This is a genomic window from Methylibium sp. T29, from assembly GCF_000576205.1.
Classification (GTDB): Bacteria; Pseudomonadota; Gammaproteobacteria; order Burkholderiales; family Burkholderiaceae_C; genus Methylibium; species Methylibium petroleiphilum.
In genome coordinates, this window is the sequence record NZ_AZND01000003.1 from 39,319 (window position 1) to 58,729 (window position 19,411).

A 19,411-nucleotide genomic window follows, 5' to 3' on the forward strand; every position below is an offset into this window, starting at 1 on the left:
CGTGTCGGCGAGCCCACGCGCCACGACGCGAGACTGGTTCAAGCCCTCCCGAACGATCTGTGTAAGATAAATTTTCTAGTGCTCATACATTATTCGTACCAGCCCGCAACAAGCAGCTGAACAACTTGTGCCGATGCAGCGCTTCGGACGCTCCCTGCCACGTACGGACAAGCGCCGATATCGGATGCATCATTCGCCGCACGAGCTGACTTGCATGGACATTGCCCGGAAGCCGCGCTTTCCAGTTGGCACACTCTCCTGCTGATCGGTTGCCGGCCTGTTCTCAGCCTGGCGTTTCCCAGGCGTGCAGGTGCATGTGAACATGCTCGCCAGCGCCATGGCGGTGACGATGGCGATGCGCCAACTGCGCGGCCTCCAGCAGTTCCACGTCGGCGAGCGCCCGCTCGATGGGGCCGTCGTAGCGCAAGCTCCCCCCGGGCTCGAGGACGAGACAGCGCTCCCCGAACTCCGAAGCCATTGACAGGTTGTGCGTGCTGACGATGACGGTCGCCCGGGTGTCGAGCAGGTAATCCGCCAGCCAGCCGGCCGTGCGGGGATCGAGGTTGGCCGACGGCTCGTCGAGCAGCAGGACCTTGGGGTCGAGCGCCAGCACCGCGGCCAACGCGACCTTCTGCTTCTCACCGCCCGAAAGATGGAAAGGCGGCGCGTCGAGCAAGGCCTCGAGCCGCAGTTCGCGGGCCCAGCGAGCGACGCGCGCATCCACATCGGCCAGACCGAGCTGGCGCGGGCCGTAGGCAATCTCGTCGCGCACAGTCGCGTTGAACAGCATCGCCTCCGGGTGCTGGAACAGCAGCACGCACTCGCGGCGAAAGCGCCGGGCCCGATCGCGGTCGCGCAGGCGCTGCACGGTGACCTCCTCCCCGTCGTGGAAGCTGCGCCCTGCGGTCGGGTCGATCAGGCCGTTGAGCAGCTTGAGCAGCGTGGACTTCCCGCTGCCGTTGGGACCGAGCAGCACTACCTTCTCGCCGGCCTCGATGCGCAGCGTGAGGCCGCTGAAAGCCGGGGGCCTGTCGGGCCAGCCGAAACTCACGCCCTGCAGCTCAATCATCGAAGCATCCTCTCGATCGCATGGCCAGGGAAGCCTCCGCAGCGCTGGCCACCGACTTGTCCAGCAGGTGCGTGGCCTGGGCCGAGGCGTTGCGAGCGCGATCGCTCCAACGCGGGCGGCCCGGGTTGCGGCTCACGAAGGCCAGCCGGAAGTCGCGCAGAACGCGCAGGAACACCGTGACCTGCCCGACAGCGAGCATGGCCACGAAACTCAAGGTCGGCGAGAACGACAGGGCCTGCAGCACATTGACCCGCGACACGAACCAGAAACCCAGGAACACGAGCAGCAGCACGCGCAGATTGACCAGCACGAGGTAGGCCGGCCGGAACGCGCCCTGCCACAGCGAGACCCCCAGATACCCCAGGCTCACGGACAGGTTGAAGGCCAGCACCGCCAGCAGGGCACGCCGAAGCAGGCGCCAGCGTGTGGACCCGCTGGCGGCCAACGCGAGGCCCAGCAGGCCGGCCAGCACCCGAGGATCGTGCACGAAACTCACCGCCACCACGGCAGTGGCGTAGCCGGCCAGCCACCACTGCGCGTGACGCGCGGCCCTCGGGGTCGTGGCCGGCAAGCCGTCGGCCGGGGCCGGACAGCAGGACGGGTTCATGCGCATCGCACCGAAGGTTCGGCCTGCCCTTCCGCCGCGACCCAGCCGCGGCCGCGGGCGAAACGCCAGACCAGCAACGTCAGGGCCGCCTCTCCCACGCCGATCAGCGCATGCGGCACCAGCACCGCCGGCAGCACGACGGCGAAGCCGAACGGGAAGAAGAGCGGCGTCCCGTCGGGGCGTTGAGCGATCAGCGGCTGCAGACCGAGCACCAGACCGACGATCAGGCCAGAGAGCATCACGGAACACCACGCAGCAGCCACCACGGCGAGTGGCTCGCCGAGCCGCCGCAGCGCGCGAAACACCAGCACGGCCATCGCGGCGCCCGCCAGCCCCATGGCCAAGGCATTGATCGGCAGGGCGGTGACGCCTCCGGCACCGAACAGCAGCGACTGCAGCAGCAGCACCAGGCTGTAGGACAGGAAGGCGAGACGGACACCGAACAGCAGCGCCAGCATCGCCACGCCCAGCAGATGCCCCGACGTGCCCCCCGGGATCGGCAGCATGATCAGCCCGAGACCGTAGGCCAGGGCCGTCAGCGCCGCGAGCTTGGGCACGGTCTGGTCGTCCAGTTGCCGGCGCAGGCTGCGCGCCGCCCACAGCCAGGCAACGCCCGCCACCGCGTAGGCCGGCAGAAAGGTCTGCGGCGAGAGGAAGCCGTCAGGGATGTGCATCGGACCCGTCTCGTGCGACCGCACCGCGCGGCCTGCGCCCGCGGACGAAGAGCTGCAGCGCGCAGAACAGCGCCAGGATCACCAGCACACCGAGCAGCACGCGCGAGGTGCGGTCGGTCGCCGGACCCGGGACGGAGATCGCGGCCTCGCCGGACGTCTCGAAGTTCACGTCCACCCCGTGCCCATCGGCGGAGAAGGCGCGGACGCGCCAGCGTTTCACCTGATCGGGCAGGAAGACCGCGCGCCCCTGCCCGTCGGTGCTGCCGGACAGCGTGGGCTGGGTGCTGCCGTCGGCGAACAGTTCGTAGCGTTCGAAAGAGAACGGCTCACCGTCGGCATAGGTCAGGCGGACCACCGTGGCCTGCGCCCGCGACACCTCCTCATGCACTTCATGGGCCGATACGGAGCCGATCATCCGGTCAGGACCCAGGGTAACAGGCAGGCGACCGAAGACCGCGCGCTGCGGCGTGCGACGAGACTCATCTTCCGTATCCCTCCGATCGATCAATGCACCGTGAAGACGAGGTTGGCCGAGATCGACTCGCTGTCGGCCCGCGGATCGTTCGCGAGGTCCTGCTTGCGGTTGACCGACAGGGTCTGCTCGCCGGCGACCACCGGTACCTGCGCCTTGCCTTCGGCGTCGGCCTCGATGGGGGCCTCCTTGCTGTACTTGGCACGCACGAGCTTCGCACCGGCCAGCGGCTTGCCATCCCACAGCACCTGCACCGGCAGCGACTTGCCGGCGGCGGGTGCGGCGGCGCTCAGCGGCACCAGTTCGAGCCGCTGGCCTTGCGGCTTGGTCACGGCCGCACTCCAGGCAAACACGGTCTTGCCGTATTTCACCGAGTGCACCGCGCTGACCGCACCGGGCACCTCGTTCTTCGGCAGGTTCTTGGACGTCGCATCCGCGCCTGCGGTCTTGCTCCAGTAGCCATTGTCGAAGTGAAGCGTCATCAGCGAGGGTGCCTGCGACAGCGTCGCACGCACCGCATCGCTGCCGTCCTGGCGCTTCACGGCGATGGCGGCTCCCTTGGCATCGAGCGCCGACAGCGACTTCACCTTCGCGGGGGCATAGGCCTCGACCTGCTCGCCGTGGCCGTAGAGCACGGCGTAGGCCTCGCCTTTGGCGGCGATCCAGGCATCGTGCGATCGAGCGGACAGTGCCGTGCCCGCCAAGGCGGCAGCGAGGAGGACCTGCAGAGAAGGGTGTCGAGCGATCATGGGATCTCCTGGTCAGAAGGTGTAGGTCAAGGCCACGCCGACATCGGCGCGGGGGCGGGGATCGACGCTGGTGCCGGCCTGCTCGCTGGCGAACGCGTGGGGTTGGAAGACACCGTACACCGCGTATCGCACGCGGTTCCGTTCGAGCGAGACACGCAGGTCGTAGCGCGTGTAGATGCGGCTGAACAGCGGTACCGGGCTCGCGCCGACGTAGTAAGGCGCACCGGAGAGTTGGAAGACATCGGCATTCGTACGCAGCAGGCCCGCGGCCAGCGCTGCCGTGTACTCGCCGCCGAGCCGGTAGGTGTGTTCAGGCAGGCCGGAAATCAGGTCCTGCCCGGCATTGACGGGCGTGTTGATGCGCCCCTTGACGTTCCCGTAGCTCGCATAGAGGCTCAACGCGTCGGTGGCATCGAAGCGAACATCGGCCTCCCAGCCGTTGCGCGTGGTGTCGCCGATGCCAGCGTAGACACCGCTTCCGGGCGTGGTTTCGCGGATCTCGCTCTTGTTCACCGTGTGGTAGGCCGCAGCCGACAGCGTCCACCGCGTTCCGAGTCGGGCGTTGAAGCCGACGTCGCGAGCCTTCACCTTCGGGGGCTTCAGGTCCGGGAACGAGGCACCTCCGGGCGCACCCAGCGGCCCCAACGGCCCGGGCGGCGACAGCTCCCGTTCCGCCGGCGAGCGAAAGCCCTCGCCCACATTGGCGTAGATGTCCAGCGCCTTGAGCGGCGACCAGACGAACCCCGCGCGCGGCGTGGTCACCGACGCGTCGTAGTCCACCGAGGCAGCAGGCTGCTTCAGGTTGTCGATCCGGTAATCGAAGGCGTCGCGCCGCACGCCGCCGACCAGCTTGAACGATTCCAGAACCTGCCATTGCCCCTGGGCGAACAGGCCGTACGTCAACAGATCCAGATCCCAGTGGTTGTTGACGTTCGCGCCCGGCCCCGCCGGCGTGTCCCAGCGCTGGTTGATGCCGGTCCCGCGGTCTGCGCGGAGCTCGGCGCCGGCCGTGACCGCTGCCTTTGCGCCGACCCCGAGGTGGTACTGCGCCCGGCCACCGTAGACGGCGCGATCGTCGTTCTGCACGTTGTAGCCGTTCGGATTGCCTCCTGCCGGATTGGCGCGTCGCTTCTCGTAGTGCTCGGCAAAGACCGAGGCATGCCAGCCCTCCTCGCCACGCGCCGGACAGCGGGTCAGCACAAGGCCATAGCGTTCGGCATCGCCGAACAGTGGCGGCGCGGTCGGATCACGGTCGCGCGGCCCGACCGCGCCGTTCACCAGCGACGCAAAGCTGAGGTAGCCGGGTGCGTCCCAGTCGGACTTGTAGTAGCTGCCGCGAAGCGCCCACAGGGCATCGCCGGTGTCGAGCGAAGCCTTGGCGAACAGGTTGCCGCGCGCCACCCCCGAGTTGTCGCGATAGCCGTCGGTGCGGTAGAGATCGGCGACTACGAAGGATCGGACCGCGCCATGTTCGCCGGAGAACACCGCCGTGCCGCGGCCGCTGCCGTAGCTGCCGGCACTCAGCCCGAGACTCGATTCGCCCCGGTCGCGCGTGACGATGTTGATCGCCCCGGCGCGGTTCTGGTCGCCGTACAGCGCAGAGAACGGCCCCTTGATGACCTCGATGCGCTCGATCATGTCGGGCGTGAGCCACGACAGATCGCTCATCCCGGGCCCGCCCTGGTTGGCGGACGGGAAGTTCTGCGGCACGCCGTCCACGTAGATGGCCACGTCGCCGCCGTGTGCGCCGGTGCCGGTAAAGCCCCGCATCTTGATCGGGCTGCCGATGTCGCCCTGGCCGAAACTGTAGGCGTTGACGCCCGGCACGCGGCGCAGCAGATCGGTGTAGTCGCGGCCGACGTTCGTCCGTGCGATGTCTTCGCGCCCGATGACCGTCACCGCAGCGGGCAGCCCCCGCGCGTCGAGCGTGACGCTGCCCTTGGTTTTCTCGGCCGAGCCGACGATACGAACAGCGGCCAGTTCCGCAGCGGCAGGTTCGTCGGGGTTCTGCTGCGCCAGGACAGGGCCCACCGCCAGCGCGGTCAACAACAGGGTGCTCGGCGAAAGGCGCCGATCGAAAGCGTGGTGCACTGGGTCTCCTCGTTGCAGAACGACTCATGGGCAACCGGCGCACCCATGAGTATGATGATTTTTATTAAGTTCATACAACTTCCGTGCCACCCATCCCGGATGGCATCCGACGCCCGGTGAAGGACGTCGAACCACGAGCAAACCCCCGATCACCGCGCTTCCAGCAGAGACGTCGAAACGCTCAGTGAGCGCTGTGGTCTCGGTGGCAGACACGCCCACGGACGCAACCCACCCGTCGCGCCCCAAGAAAAAAGGCCCTGCGGTGCAGGGCCTAGGTGGGTCGGGGCAGACGCCGCGGCTCAGGATGCCGGCTTCGGATGCACGTGCGCCGCGTGGTGCGCGCCGCGTCCGTGCTTGTGGCTGTGGTGCAGTTCCACGCTGATGAGGTTGAGCTTGCGTGGTGCACGCCGCGCTCGGCGCACACCGCGTCGGCGAAGCGCCTCACCGCCAGCGTCGGGCCGCGGAGGATCACGGTCTCGAGGCAATGGTCGTGATCGAGGTGCGCGTGCATCGTCGACACCGCAAGATCGTGGTGATCGTGCTGCAGCTCGGTGATGCGCTCGGTGAGTTCGCGCTGGTGGTGGTTGAAGATGTACGACAGGCAGGCCACGCAGTGCACCGACTCGTCCTTGTTCTGTCGCGTGCGCTCCATCTCCGCACGCAGCAGGTCGCGCACCGCCTCCGAACGGTTGGCATAGCCGCGGTCGGCGATCCAGTGGTCGAATTCGTGCGCGAGCTTGTCGTCGAGGGAGATGGTGAAGCGTTCCATGCGAGCCGGTCGGTGAAGGTGGAGAGGAGAATCGGTCAATGCACCGTGCACACCATGCACGGATCGAACGAGCGCACGATGTGCTGCACCGCCACCGGCGTCAGTTCGCCCTCTTGCACCGGCGCGCCCTCGAGCGCCTGCTCCAGCGCGCCGGGCGTGCCGGCGGCGTCTCGCGGCGAGAAGTTCCAGGTGGTGGGCGCGACGATCTGGTAGTTGGCGATCTGGCCGCGGCTGGCGACGATCCAGTGGCCCAGGCTGCCACGCGCGGCCTCGCTCAGGCCCACGCCGACGCCCTCGGTGAAATGCGGGCTCGGCACGCAGTAGGACTCGCCGCTCTGCAACTGCTGCAACCAGCGCTCCATCATCGGCACCACGCGCGCCAGTTCGATCAGGCGCGCCAGCACGCGGGTGTAGACGGTGCCGCCGTGGCGCGCCACCGCGTCGCGCACCAGCGGCTGCGCCGATGCCAGCTGGCGGGCGATGGCACCGGTCTCGACCACCTCGCCGGCGAGCCGTGGCGCCTTGTTCCACGTGTAGGCGTCGGGCTTGTCGGCGTCGGGCAGCGTCAGGCCGTCGAGCGGATGGCGCGGGGCGGCGCTGTCGGCCAGCCAGGCATGCGTCGCGTCCTCTCGTATCGCCGCCTCGTCGAGACGCGACAGCACCGCGCGCTGCGCATGCCACACGCCGCCGCCGAGCTCGAAGCCGCCGTCCGGCTGCGGGTAGCGCCGTAGCTGAGGTAGCGCCCGGGGCCAGGGCCGAGACGCTCCAAGGCAGCGTCCTTGACCATGCTCAGGAACAACCGGAAGTCGCCGCGCCACGGGTCCTGCGCATGCCAGGCCCACAGCTCGGCTTCGCTGGCGATCGAGCTCACCTGCTCCAGCGGTGCGGCGAACAGCTGGCGCTCGAGGAAGGCCCGGAACTCGCGCACGCGCGACAGCAGGCGCACACGCTCGGCTGCCTCGATCGGCCGCGTGGAGCCGCCCGGCTCGATGCTCTGCGTGTGAGGCCACTTGCCGGCCAGGGTGCCGAGCAGCGTGAACCAGCGCTGGCGCGCCGCGATGGCCGCGCGCGTCTGTTCGCCGGTCTGCGGGGCGAAGCGGCGTTCGGCTTCGGCATGCCAGGCTCGCGACGCATAGACCGGACGAGTGAAGTCCGGCATGAAGAAGAGGTAGAAGTGCGTCAGGTGATCGGCCAGGTTCTCGGTGGCGAGGATCACATTGGTGGCGTGCTGGCCGTTGGGCGGCATCTCCAGGCCGCCCAGGTCGGCCAGGGCGCGCGCCGACGCCACCGACTGCGAGACCGAGCAGATGCCGCAGATGCGCGGCACGTAGACCAGTGCATCGTGCGGGTTCTTGCCGCGCAGGATCTGCTCGAAGCCGCGGTACATCGGCGCGTTGACGCGCGCCGACGTCACCCGGCCGTCGGCGATGTCGAGCGTGACTTCGAGATCGCCTTCGACGCGGTTGAACGGGCCGACGAGCAGGCGGGTCATTTCAGGCGCGTCTTGCGCACCGCCGGCGTGACCACCAGGTGATCGGCCACGGCATTGAGCTTCACGCGCCTGGGCGTCGCCGACTTCGACAGCGACGCAAGCGCGACGAACCAGGCCTTGGGCATGTCGGTCGGCAGGCCGATCGGGATGCCGGCCAGCTTGGGTGTCTGGTGGAAGGGGTGGCCCGGTTCCTGGAAGCCCGGCTCGGTGCAGGCGACGCAGGCGTAGCCGCCCCGGGTGCACGAGCCCTCGCCGTTCCACAGCCGCGTGTTGCAGTCCGCATGCACCTGTGTGCCCTTGCAGCCCATGTGCTCCATCATGCAACCCAGGTCCGACGGCTTCTCGGCGCTGGCCTTGAATTCGTAGTATTCGTTGCGGGTGCAGCCGTGGTGCACCAGCTGATCGGCATAGAAGCGCGGACGGCCCAGCTGGTCGAGGTCGCCGGCCGTGAAGCTCTCAGCGGCCAGCGCCATCAGCGTGTCGATCACCCAGCTCGGATGCGTGGGACAGCCAGCGATGTTGATCACCGGCAGGCCACTCTCAGAACGGAAGTCGGTACCGAGCAGGCCACCGCGACGGTCGTCCTCGAACTGCAGGCCGCAGGCATCGGTGGGGTTGTCGCCACCGGCGGTCACGCCGCCCCAGGCCGCGCAGCTGCCGACCGCCACCACGTGCCGGGCCCTGGCCGCCAACCGCGAGACCCAGTGGATCATCGGGATGCCGGTGCCGGCCAGCACGTGGAAGCGACCGCTGCCATGCGGGCCGCGCAGCAGGGAGCCTTCGATGCACAGGGCGTCGAGCCGCAGGCGGCCATCGGCGATGCGGTCGAGCATGGTGCTCAGCTCGTGCCCGCTCTCGATCGAGAGCGAGGGGTGCCACAGCAGGTCGATGCCGGCGTCGCGCAACTGGCCGTGGAAGTCGGTCGTGTCGGCGCACAGCAGCGACATGCTGCAGCCACCACATCCCCCCGACTGCAGCCACAGCACGTTGAATCCCGCCGCAGCGCCCATGCTCATCCTTCCAGCCCGAATCTCAGCATCTTGCCACGCAGCCCGACGCGCGACAGGCCCAGTTCCTTGGCCGCGCGAGTCTTGTTCCAGCGGTGGCGCAGCAGCGTCTCGCGCAGGATCATCGCCTCGATGGCATCGAGCCGCTCGCCCAGCGTGCCGCTGCGCGGCAGCGGCGTGGCCTGCGCGGTGGCGGACAGGCCGGCCTGCCCATGCAGCACGCGCAGCGAGAAGGCCTGCGCCTCGATGCATTCGGTGGCGCTCAGCGCCACCGCGCGGGCGATCTCGTTGCGCAGCTCGCGGATGTTGCCGGGCCAGGGGTAGCCCATCAGGCAGGCCATCGCCTCGTCGCTGAGCTCGGCGCCGGGCCGCCCCAGTTCGGCGCTCACCTCGCGCACCAGGCGGCGCGCGATCGGCTCGATGTCGCCGCCGCGCTCGCGCAGCGGTGGCACCGTCAGCGAGATGCCGGCGATGCGGTAGTACAGGTCTTCGCGGAACAGGCCCTCGCGGACGCGCTGCTCCAGGTCGCGGTGCGTGGCCGCGACCACCCGCACGTTGACCGGCACGGTGCGCACGCCGCCGACCGGCCGCACCTCGCCCTCCTGCAGCACGCGCAGCAGGCGCACCTGGAAGGCCGGCGAGGTCTCGCCGATCTCGTCGAGAAACACCGTCCCGCCATTGGCGCGCTGGAACAGCCCCGGATGGTCCTCGTGCGCACCGGTGAAGGAGCCGCGCTTGTGGCCGAACAGCTCCGACTCCAGCAGGGTGTCGGGAATGGCCGCGCAGTTCTCGACGACGAAGGCGCCGCTGGCACGCGGGCTGGCGTAGTGGATGGCGCGCGCAAGCAACTCCTTGCCGGTGCCGGATTCGCCGAGCACCAGCACGCTGAGGTCATAGCGCGCCACGCGCGCGGCCATCTCGCACACACCATCGAGCGGGCTGCCTGCGGCGCGCTCGATGCGGTCGAAGTCGAAGGTGTTGCGCGCCTTCTCCAGCTTGTGCGCGGTACGCTGGCGCAGCACCGGTGTGCTGGTACGCAGCTCGAGGTCGAGGCGGTGCATCTCGCGCTGCAGCACACGGGCTTCCGCCGCGGTGCGCACCGTGTCGAGCAGGTGGTCCGGCACCCAGGGCTTGAGGATGTACTGGTAGATGCCGGCGTCGTTGATGCCGGCGATGATGTCCTCGGAATCGGTGTAGCCGGAGATCACGATGCGCACCGTGTCGGGCCAGCGCTCGCGCACTTCCTTCAGGAACTCGACGCCGGTGAGTCCCGGCATGCGCTGATCGCACAGGATCACGCTGACCTCATAACGCTCGAGTTGCTTGCGGGCGTCATCCGCATGGCTCGCGGTGAGGACCGTGAAGTCCTCGTCGAGCGTGCGCCGCATCGCGTCCTGGGAACGCACTTCGTCGTCCACCACCAGGACGGTCGGCAGGCTGGCGACCTCGCTCATGCGCGCTCCGTGCTGCCGGCAGCGGCCTCGCGATGGACCGCGAGATGCCGGGGTGTCCAGGCATGGGGCAGCTTGTGCACGAAGTGATAGCGAGCGACGTGGTAGCTCGGGTCGAAGCCGTAGAAATTGCGGTGCATCCGGGACAGCTCTTGTTCTCTGTAGGCGGCCAGGGGCCGCCGGGCCTCGTCCGCGTCGCGCACCTGCCGCTTGAGAGCGACGCGCTCGGCCAGATTGTGGGCCGACGCCAGTGCCAGCGCATGGGTAGTTGCCTCGATTTCGAAGCCGCGCACCCCGGTGTCGAAGCATCGATCGATCAGGCCCGAGCGCTGCGCCGCGGCCGCCGAGACCGGCAAGCGCTGCTGCATCAGCGCCGCGGCGCCGGCCGCTCCCAGCCGCCGCGGCAGCAGGTAGGTCCAGTACTCGGACCCGTAGAGGTTGCCCATGTTCTTGTAGTGCGGATTCAGCACGACACCCCGGTGCGCCCACACCTCGTCGGCCGCCAGCGCCAGGAAGGCACCGCCGGCTCCGGCGTTGCCGCGCAGAGCGGCCACGGTGAGCCGGTCGGTGAGCGTGATCAGCTCCAGTGCCACGTCGTCCATCGCTTCGATGTTGCGCCAGGATTCGTCGGCCGCGCTGTCGCCGGCCCGGTGGGCGGCCGCCTCGATGCAGTTCAGGTGGATGCCATTGCTGAAGAAGTCGGACCCGCCGAGCAGCAGCAGCACCTGCGTTTCGCGCCGCCGAACTTCCTGCAGCGCCGCCCGCAGTCGACGGCACTGATCGGTCGACATCGCGCCGTTGTAGAAGTCGAACGACAGGCACCCCACGCGTGCGCCGCGCGGGCCGAGTTCGCGGTAGCGCAGTTCACCCCATTCATCGGCATCGCGCTCCAGCGGCGCATCGAGCTGCGGCAGGCCGGCCGCGTGGGATGCGAACGCGAGGGCTGCCGGCAGTTTGAACGATGGCCCGTCGCCGCAGGCCTGCGGACTGCGCACCTGACCGATCCACACACCGCCATCGACGGTGCGGCGCAGCAAGGTCCCGTCGCGATGCGCCACCACGGTGCCCGGCGCACCCGCGGGCGCGCGGGCCAGTGTCGCGGCGCTGACCGGGTGGCCATCGTAGAGATGGCATTCCACGTCGAACAGCCGGTCGCGCACGCCCGGCTGGCCGTCGGCACTGCGCAGCCGGGCCAGGATGTGTGCCGTGTCGTCGTGGTCCCAGTCGATGCGGCGAGCCGACTGCGGCAGCGCCGGGCGCCAGCCGGCGGTCCCCTCGATGTCGGCTCGGGTGCTGCCATCGAGCGCGCCCGCCCCGCCCTGCGCGGCGAAGCGTTCGACCGCCTTCAAGGACGCCGCGACGGCGGCATCGGCCACCTCGCCGCGGTAGAGGCTGCCCTTGGCAGCGTCGCGCATCGGGAACTCGGCGTGCGCCCACACGGGACCGGCGTCGAATTCGTCGTTGGCCTGAAGCACCGTCACGCCCCAGCGAGGACGGGACTCGAGCACGGCCCAGTCGAGCGCCGAGGGCCCGCGGTCACCGGGCGGACCGGGGTGCACCACCAGGCAGACCACCCGGTGCCACACCGATGCCGGGATGCGCCGCTTCAGAAAAGGTGCGATTACCAGGTCGGGCCCGAACAGCGCCACCGCCTCTTCGGTGACGCTGTCGGCCACGTCGAGTTCCACCGACACGCTGTGCCCCCGGGCGCCGAGTTCGACGAAAAGGCGCTGGGTGAGGCTGTTGAAGCTGTGGCAGAGCAGCAGGATGCGCATGGTGGCTCGTCGAGGGTCGGGATCAGACGGGCTTCAGCCCCGCCAGCAGCTTGATGGCCTGCTTGCGCCCGAGGTTGACGGACACCTTGGATTCCAGCGCCTCCAGCGCCTTGCAATAGTCCTCGAGGGTGGCGGCCCCCAACAGCGGGCCGGCCACGACCACGGCGTCAGGGCCGTAGTGCGGCGCGAGCCGGGCCAGCGCCTCGCGGCGCAGCGGTGCGAGGCGCTCCCGCACCTCGGCGGCAGACGTTTCGGCCTCGCGTGGTGCGACGGATTCCACCGCGATGTCCACCGGCAGGGGCTGCGCGCCAGGCTGCCGGCGACCCGCCGCACCGGCGGCGCAGCCGGCTCCACATGGCCCTCGGCCGCGAGCGCTTCGACGAGCGCGTCGGCATCGGGGCCGATCTTGGCACGCAGGGCGGCGAGCGAATCGACCCCGTTGACGAGGATCAGCGCCGTGCGCGATCGCGCCGACAGCCCCCCGACCGCAACCTCACTTCTCCCATGCCCCGATCGGTCTTGCGGTACACGCGGTCCCCGGGATCGTCCATCGCAGCCTCTCTATGCGGAGGTGTCAGCAAATGCGCGGCAACTGCTCTCCGCTCAACCAGTCGACGACGCGGCGCCCGCCGAAGCGGGTGTCCATCTGCACGAAGCGGTGGGGGTCTTCGACGACGCTACCGATGCGCGCGGCCTGCGCGCCCAGAGGATGAGCGCGCATCGCCGCCAGCACCGCCTCGACTGCCTCGGGCGCGCAAGCGGCCACCAGCTTGCCTTCGTTGGCGATGTACAGCGGGTCCAGGCCCAGCAGTTCGCAGGCCGCATCGACCTGCGGCAGCACCGGGATCGCGTCCTCCTGCAGCAGCATGCCGACACCGGACTGGCGCGCGATCTCGTTGAGCGTCGTGGCCAGGCCGCCGCGCGTGGGGTCGCGCAGCACCCGCACGCCCCCCGGCGCAGCCTGCAGCATCGCGGCCACCAGGGTGTGCAGCGCCGCCGTGTCGGAGCGGATCGTGGTCTCGAACTCGAGCGACTCGCGCTGCGACAGCACCGCGACGCCGTGCTCGCCGATCGTGCCGGACAGCAGCAGCACGTCGCCGGGACGCGCGTTCCTGCCGGAGACGTCGACACCGACTGGCACCACGCCGACGCCGGTGGTGCTGATGAAGACGCCATCGCCCTTGCCTTGCTCCACGACCTTGGTGTCGCCGGTGATCACCGGCACGCCGGCCTCGCGCGCCGCAGCGGCCATCGACTCGACGATGCGCTTGAGATCGGCGAGCGGGAAGCCCTCTTCGAGGATGAAGCTGGCGGCCAGATAGAGCGGCCGTGCGCCGGACATCGCCACGTCGTTGATCGTGCCGTGTACGCTGAGGCAGCCCACGTCGCCGCCAGGGAAGAACAGCGGCGACACCACGTGGCCGTCCACCGCCATCACCATGCGCTCGCCTTGCGGGATGGCAAACGCCGCGCCATCGTCGCCCTGGCGCAGGTAGTCGTTGTCGAAGGCCGCGAGGAAGAGCTCCTCGATCAGCTGCATCGCCGCGCGCCCGCCGGCGCCATGCCCCATGTCGATGCGGCCGTTCTTGATGTCGAGCGGCCGGATGTAGTCCTTCTTGACAATGCTCATGCTGCCGCCACGATCGCGATGTCCTTGAACCGCCCGTAGGAGTAGTGCGCCGCGCAGGCGCCCTCGCTGGACACCATGCAGGACCCCACCGGATTCTCCGGCGTGCACACCGTGCCGAAGATCTTGCAGTCGGTCGGCTTCTTCACACCGCGCAGGATGGCGCCGCATTCGCAGGCCTTGTTGTCGGCCACCGGCTGGTAGCCGAGCTGGAAGCGCCGCTCGGCATCGAAGGCGGCGAAGCCGGGGCGGATCTTGAGCGCGCTGTACGGCACTTCACCGAGGCCACGCCACTCGAAACTCGGCCGCAGCTCGAAGATGTCGGACACCAGCGCCTGCGCATTGAGATTGCCGTCGCGGTTGACCGCACGGGTGAACTCGTTCTCGACCTCGGCGCGCCCTTCGTTCACCTGACGCACGAGCATCAGCACCGCCTGCATCACGTCGAGCGGCTCGAAGCCGGCGATGACCACCGGCTTGCGGTACTCCTGGGCGAAGTGCTCGTAGGGTCCGGAACCGATCACGATGCTGACGTGCGCCGGCCCCACGAAGCCATCGATCGGCACCGTGCCGAACTGCCGTACTTCGGGCGACTCGAGGATGTGCGTGATCGCCGACGGCGTGAGCACATGGCAGCACAGAACGCTGAAATTCGCCAGCCCCTCCTTGTGGGCGTCGCGGATCGCCAGGGCCGTGGGCGGCGTGGTCGTCTCGAAGCCGATCGCGAAGAACACCACCTCGCGCTGCGGGTTCTGGCGCGCGATCTGGAGCGCATCGGCCGCCGAGTACACCATGCGGATGTCGCCACCGCGCGCTTGGCACGAACCAGCGACAGGCCGTCGGACGCCGGCACGCGCATGGTGTCGCCGTAGGTACAGACGATGGCTCCACGCTCGAGTGCGAGCTTGATCGCCAGGTCGATGCGGCCGATCGGCAGCACGCAGACCGGGCAGCCTGGACCGTGCACCATGCGCACATTGGCCGGCAGCAGCTCGCTGACGCCATAACGCGAGATGGCGTGGGTGTGGCCGCCGCAGAACTCCATGAAGCTGTAGCTGCGGTTCGGACGAACCTCCTGGCGCAGCCGCTCGGCGATCTTCTGGGCGACGCCGCCGTCGCGAAACTCGTCGATGTACTTCATGACAGCGCCGCTCCCGAGGCGGCCGGCAAACGGGCGACTTCACCGAACATCGCGAGCGTGCGCTCGGCTTCGGCCGGATCGATCTGCCCGATGGCATGTCCGACGTGCACGATCACGTAGTCACCGACGGCCACGCCGGGCAGCAGGGCCACGGAGATCTCCTTGCGAATGCCGCCGAGGTCGACCACGGCCTGGTCGGCGGGCTTGAGTTCGATCAGCTTGGCGGGGATGGCTAGGCACATGAGAGGCTCTCGTTGACTTCGATGGAAAGGGGCCGGCCGCCGGCATGCAGCAGGTGAGCGGCCACCCAGGCCTGCCCGAGCGCCAGCGCCGCATCGCCGCAGGTGTGGGCCTGCGGCCTCAGCACCTTCAGCCCCTGCCGCTGCAGGCCGGCGGTGACATGCTCGGTGAGCACCATATTGCAGAAGCAACCGCCGCCGAGGCACACGGTGCGCGCACCGCGCTCGCGGGCTGCTGCACCAGCCCAGCCGGCCAATGCCTCGGCCAGCGCCACATGGAACCAGGCGGCCTCGGCGGGCACCCCGCCAGCAGCATCGCCGTGATCGAGCAATCGCGCCAGCAAGGGGCGCAGGTCGAGGCGATCGACCCGGCTCGCATCGACGATGTCCGTCCGCGTCGGCCGGCCGTTCGCCGCGATCCACGCGCGTGCCTGTTGCTCCAGCGCGATCGCGGCCTCGGCCTCGTGCGCCTGGCGAACGCTCAGCCCCAGCGCAGCGGCGGCCGCGTCGAACCAGCGCCCGGCGCTGCTGGTGGGAGGGCAGTTGAAGCTGGCGACGAGCAACTGCTGCACGAGGCACGCGGCACTCGCACCCACGGCGCCAACGAAGCGCTCACCGATCTCGCCCCCACGGCCCAGCGCGTGGAGCGCCGACGCAGCCATCCGCCAGGGCTCGCGTGCCGCCACATCGCCTCCGGGCAGTGCCAGCGGCCAGAGGCCGCCGAGGCGCTGCCATTCGGCGGTGTCGACCCACAGCAGTTCACCACCCCAGGCGGTGCCGTCGGTGCCCAGGCCGACGCCGTCCAGCGCCAGGCCGACGACCGCCTCATCGACGCCATGCTCGGCCATCACCGCCGCGATGTGGGCGTGGTGGTGCTGGACGCCGATCGCGGGAACCCCCAGCTCCGCGGCCAGAGACACCGCCAGGCGGGTGCTGTAGAAATCGGGGTGCAGGTCGTGCGCGATCGCAGCCACCGGCCGGCCGGGTCGGCGCAGCAGCGACTGCATTGAGGCATCGAGCGCGCAGCAGGCACCCGGTTCACCCAGGTCACCGTGCAACGCCGACCAGACCGGCACGCCGCCCTCGAGCAGGCACGCGGCATTCTTCAGCCAGGCGCCAGCGGCCAGTACGGTGGGCAGGTCGTTTGGCACGATGCAGCCGTTCAATCTGACGTTGCCGCCCCTGCAGCGGCAGCGAGCGCGGCTTCGAGCTCGGCCACGCGCCGACGCAGCGCAGCTTCGGTATCCGGACCTTCGGAGCGAGCCGGGGACGCCGGCTCATGATGGTGATGGTGGTGAGCGTCGACCGGCGACATCGCATGCTCCAGCCAGTGCAGCCAGTCGTCCATGCCGGCTCCGCTGGTCGCCGAGAGCTGGATCACCTCGATCGCCGGGTTGACGCGCCGGGCCGCCTGGATGCAGCGCTGGACGTCGAAGTGCAAGTGCGGCAGCAGGTCGATCTTGTTCAGCACCATCAACGAGGCGGCGGCGAACATGTCAGGGTACTTGAGTGGCTTGTCCTCGCCTTCGGTCACCGAGAGGATGGCCACCTTGGCGGCCTCGCCCAGATCCCACACCGCGGGGCAGACGAGGTTGCCGACGTTCTCGATGAACAGCAGTCTGTGCGCGTCGTGATGATGCGCGTGGTGGTGGTCTGCGTGATGGTCGTGCGTGTGCAACCGGGAGAAGGCATCCGCCACCATCGGCGCATCGAGGTGGCAGCCCTTGCCGGTGTTGACCTGGATGGCCGGCGCACCAGTCGCACGGATGCGCTCGGCGTCGAAGCTGGTCTGCTGGTCGCCCTCGATGACCGACACCGACAGCCCGGGATGGCGTCGGCGCAACGCCTGGATGGTGGCGCACAGCAGAGTGGTCTTGCCGGAGCCGGGACTGGACACCAGATTCAGTGCCGTCACGCCATGTGCCTCGAAGTGCTGGCGATTGCGCCGCGCGATGCGGTTGTTCTCGCCGAGGATGTCGGTCTCGAGCTTGATCGCGCGCGCCTGGCTCATGCCGGGCACCGAGACGCGTGCGGCGCCGGCACCGTAATGCAGGTCGCCGTGGCGAGGATCCACGTGAACGTGCGTCCCCGAGAGGCTCGGCGCAGCGTCACGATCCTGCGCCTGCGCCACCACGGCCTCGTCGACAGGCTTCGCCGCTTTCGGATCCTCGGACCCGGCACAACCACAAACGACACACATACTCGCTCCTTCTGTCTAATCGTCGACCAGCATGTCGAGCACCCGCAGTTCGGTGCCTCCGGTGGGCTGCACCTGGTAGCCGCCGCACACCGGACAGGCATCGCCGCGCTGGGCGATCTCGACCGTCTGGCTGCAGTGGAGGCACCAGGCCTGGCCGATCGGCTCCTCGATCTCGAACCGCGTGTCCTGGAGGCAGGTTCCCGGGGCGAGCGACTCCAGCGCAAACTGCAACGCGCGCACTTCCACGCCGGCCAGACGCCCGGCTTCCATGCGCAACACCGTTACGCGGCGAAAGCCTCGCGCTGCGCGGCGTCTTCGACGAGCTTCAGGATGCCGCCGGCCAGACTGGCTTCATGCATGGGCGGCCTCCTCCAACCAGGCCGGCTCGATCTCATAGGGCACGCACGGATCGTAGGCTGCCATGAGGAGGGCGACTTCGCGCTGGCGCGTCGGTGCGACTTCGGCGGACAGGCGCTCGAGCGCTGCAGCCAGCGCACCGGCAGGATGAAAGTTCCATTCCGTGGGGGCAAGCACGCGGCAGCTGTCGACGCGCGCCGCATCGCCCTGGTTGTCGAGGCGCACATGATGGACCAGCAGGCCGCGCGCCATCTCTGCCCAGGCCAGGGCCTCCCCCGGGCCGAGCGCCAGGCTGCCGCTCACGAGCCACTGGGCGCCGCTGCGCCGCGCTCCGTCGGGCAAGGCAAGGCGCACGGCCTCGGCCAGGCGTGCACCGAGGCGCAACCTGGGGCTGTCGAGGCGCGGGCCGGCCGGCCGGTTCAGACGGTTCCATGGTCCGGTTTCTGCGCAGGCGCCGCGCCAGAGCGGCTGGCGAACGAAGGCGGGGCTTTCTTGCAAAGCGTCGGCGAGTTCGCGCAGCGAGGCCGCACCCGCATGAGGTTCGAGATCGGCCGCGGGCAGCACACGGTCGGCGACCGCGGGCATTCCCCTGAACAGTTCGGCCAGCCACCCTTCGCTCTGACCGGCCCACTCGATCGACCAGGCCTGCGGATCGCGTTCCCACCTGGCCAGCCATTGCGACGCGGGCATGCGCAGGACGGCATGCTGCAGCCAGTCGAGCAGGCCCGGGATCGCTTCGCCCGCCGTCGTGTTCGAGGGCAGCAACGGAGCGACGAACGCCGGGCAATGCTGAAGCTGGCTCATCGCCTGGGCGGCGAGCGCCTCGCGATGCGACGAGACCGCCAACTGCCGAGGCCAGTCCATGCACAGGCGACGCAAGTGCTCGCGCAGACTGCCGAGCTGCAGCGCGCCAGCGGCATTGCGTTCGTCTGCGTCACCCCGGCCACGCGCAGCAGCCACGGCGCGCTGCGCGCACAGGCGGTGCGCATGGCCGCACAGGCTGTACAGGCTGCCCAGGATGTCGGCCAGCGCGGCGGCGGGCTTGCCGCGGGTCAGCAGATCGGTCAGATCCGGGCGGGTGCTGACCAGGTTGTGCGGCCGAGGCCGACCGGGACGCACCAGCAGGGCGCCACCCAGGTCCGCGAGCCGCCCCGCACTCATCGCACCGCCCCGGTGGCCGATGACCGACCGAGCAAGAAGGATCGGCGAGCCGGCGAAGGGGTCTGCTCAACGGCAGCAACCGGCACGCGCAAGGTCGTGAGCACGGCACGCGCGGTGGCCACGGCCGCCGCCTGGTCGACGAACTCGAACATCGGCGAGAACAGCGAGCAGGCCGCATAGGAGCCGAAGGCGGGCTCGTGGCCTCCGATGAAGTCGAAGTTCTCGCTGCCGACGGGCCGCGTCCGCGAGACGCCGACGCAGGCGACGTCATCACGGCGTTCCAGAGGCATCGCGACGAGGTTCATGAACCAGGGAGTGACGAGAACACCGACCGCCTCCACGTCGCCGCCGGATGCTGGATCGGCGATCGCCGGATCGAACGCCGGTTCGAAACCCACCGCTTCCACCTGCAACGCCGGGTTCAGAACCGGCACGCCAGCCATGCGATCGCGCTCGATGCCGCGGAACAGGTCCACGAGATCGCAGACGCGCCGCGACAAAGCGGCAGCAGGAGACGACGCAGCGCTCAT

Annotated in this window: 17 protein-coding genes and 3 pseudogenes; all 20 read right to left on the reverse strand. The window is 69.4% G+C overall.

Annotation, left to right across the window (positions count from 1 at the left end; genetic code table 11):
* Positions 1 to 283: 283 nt before the first annotated feature.
* The 20 genes and pseudogenes from x551_RS01075 to hybE all read right to left on the reverse strand — a co-directional run bounded on the left by x551_RS01075 (position 284) and on the right by hybE (position 19,411).
* Positions 284 to 1,069 (reverse strand): ABC transporter ATP-binding protein, encoded by a 786-nt coding sequence (locus x551_RS01075; RefSeq protein WP_036247314.1) that lies wholly within the window; start codon positions 1,067 to 1,069, stop codon positions 284 to 286.
* Positions 1,062 to 1,676: a hypothetical protein gene (locus x551_RS01080; protein ID WP_036230951.1), complete on the reverse strand. Its 615-nt coding sequence runs from the start codon at positions 1,674 to 1,676 to the stop codon at positions 1,062 to 1,064. Before x551_RS01080 ends, x551_RS01075 begins: the two co-directional genes overlap by 8 nt.
* Positions 1,673 to 2,350: an energy-coupling factor ABC transporter permease gene (locus tag x551_RS01085; RefSeq protein WP_036230937.1), complete on the reverse strand. Its 678-nt coding sequence runs from the start codon at positions 2,348 to 2,350 to the stop codon at positions 1,673 to 1,675. The genes x551_RS01080 and x551_RS01085 overlap by 4 nt, the downstream gene beginning before the upstream one ends.
* Entirely contained in the window at positions 2,337 to 2,765 is a 429-nt protein-coding gene (locus x551_RS01090; protein WP_051511768.1) for a hypothetical protein, read from the reverse strand. Before x551_RS01090 ends, x551_RS01085 begins: the two co-directional genes overlap by 14 nt.
* A gap of 89 nt (positions 2,766 to 2,854) precedes the next feature.
* Complete coding sequence (locus x551_RS01095; protein WP_036230931.1) at positions 2,855 to 3,571, reverse strand: DUF4198 domain-containing protein; 717 nt, start codon at positions 3,569 to 3,571, stop codon at positions 2,855 to 2,857.
* Positions 3,572 to 3,583: 12 nt separating this feature from the next.
* Positions 3,584 to 5,662 carry a TonB-dependent receptor gene (locus tag x551_RS01100; RefSeq protein WP_036230927.1) on the reverse strand — a complete coding sequence of 693 codons (2,079 nt, stop codon included), beginning with the start codon at positions 5,660 to 5,662 and terminating at the stop codon, positions 3,584 to 3,586.
* Positions 5,663 to 5,933: 271 nt separating this feature from the next.
* Positions 5,934 to 6,431, reverse strand: a complete 498-nt coding sequence (nikR, locus tag x551_RS01105; protein WP_231497564.1) for a nickel-responsive transcriptional regulator NikR — start codon at positions 6,429 to 6,431, stop codon at positions 5,934 to 5,936.
* Positions 6,432 to 6,466: 35 nt separating this feature from the next.
* A pseudogene (locus x551_RS01110) lies at positions 6,467 to 7,923 on the reverse strand (nickel-dependent hydrogenase large subunit).
* Positions 7,920 to 8,939, reverse strand: a complete 1,020-nt coding sequence (locus x551_RS01115) for a HupU protein (RefSeq protein WP_036230924.1) — start codon at positions 8,937 to 8,939, stop codon at positions 7,920 to 7,922. Before x551_RS01115 ends, x551_RS01110 begins: the two are co-directional and overlap by 4 nt.
* Positions 8,936 to 10,384, reverse strand: coding sequence for a sigma-54 dependent transcriptional regulator (locus x551_RS01120; protein ID WP_011830391.1), 1,449 nt, complete (start codon positions 10,382 to 10,384; stop codon positions 8,936 to 8,938). The genes x551_RS01115 and x551_RS01120 overlap by 4 nt, the downstream gene beginning before the upstream one ends.
* Positions 10,381 to 12,156, reverse strand: a complete 1,776-nt coding sequence (locus x551_RS01125; protein ID WP_036230921.1) for an enoyl-CoA hydratase-related protein — start codon at positions 12,154 to 12,156, stop codon at positions 10,381 to 10,383. The genes x551_RS01120 and x551_RS01125 overlap by 4 nt, the downstream gene beginning before the upstream one ends.
* A 22-nt stretch (positions 12,157 to 12,178) precedes the next feature.
* On the reverse strand, positions 12,179 to 12,448 hold the full coding sequence (locus x551_RS01130; RefSeq protein WP_051511770.1) for a hypothetical protein: 270 nt from the start codon (positions 12,446 to 12,448) through the stop codon (positions 12,179 to 12,181).
* 282 nt (positions 12,449 to 12,730) lie between these two features.
* Positions 12,731 to 13,786, reverse strand: coding sequence for a hydrogenase expression/formation protein HypE (gene hypE / locus x551_RS01135; RefSeq protein ID WP_011830394.1), 1,056 nt, complete (start codon positions 13,784 to 13,786; stop codon positions 12,731 to 12,733).
* Positions 13,783 to 14,924, reverse strand: a pseudogene (hypD, locus tag x551_RS01140) (hydrogenase formation protein HypD). Before hypD ends, hypE begins: the two are co-directional and overlap by 4 nt.
* A complete protein-coding gene (locus x551_RS01145) occupies positions 14,921 to 15,166 on the reverse strand; it encodes a HypC/HybG/HupF family hydrogenase formation chaperone (protein WP_036230917.1) in 246 nt (81 codons plus the stop codon). The pseudogene hypD and the gene x551_RS01145 overlap by 4 nt, the downstream one beginning before the upstream one ends.
* Complete coding sequence (locus x551_RS01150) at positions 15,157 to 16,314, reverse strand: hypothetical protein (protein ID WP_036230950.1); 1,158 nt, start codon at positions 16,312 to 16,314, stop codon at positions 15,157 to 15,159. The genes x551_RS01145 and x551_RS01150 overlap by 10 nt, the downstream gene beginning before the upstream one ends.
* A gap of 11 nt (positions 16,315 to 16,325) precedes the next feature.
* Positions 16,326 to 17,363: a hydrogenase nickel incorporation protein HypB gene (hypB, locus tag x551_RS01155; protein ID WP_036230915.1), complete on the reverse strand. Its 1,038-nt coding sequence runs from the start codon at positions 17,361 to 17,363 to the stop codon at positions 16,326 to 16,328.
* A gap of 15 nt (positions 17,364 to 17,378) precedes the next feature.
* Positions 17,379 to 17,722: pseudogene (locus x551_RS01160) on the reverse strand (hydrogenase maturation nickel metallochaperone HypA).
* A complete protein-coding gene (locus x551_RS01165) occupies positions 17,715 to 18,680 on the reverse strand; it encodes a hypothetical protein (RefSeq protein ID WP_197028751.1) in 966 nt (321 codons plus the stop codon). The pseudogene x551_RS01160 and the gene x551_RS01165 overlap by 8 nt, the downstream one beginning before the upstream one ends.
* Positions 18,681 to 18,877: 197 nt before the next feature.
* Complete coding sequence (hybE, locus tag x551_RS01170; protein ID WP_036230912.1) at positions 18,878 to 19,411, reverse strand: [NiFe]-hydrogenase assembly chaperone HybE; 534 nt, start codon at positions 19,409 to 19,411, stop codon at positions 18,878 to 18,880.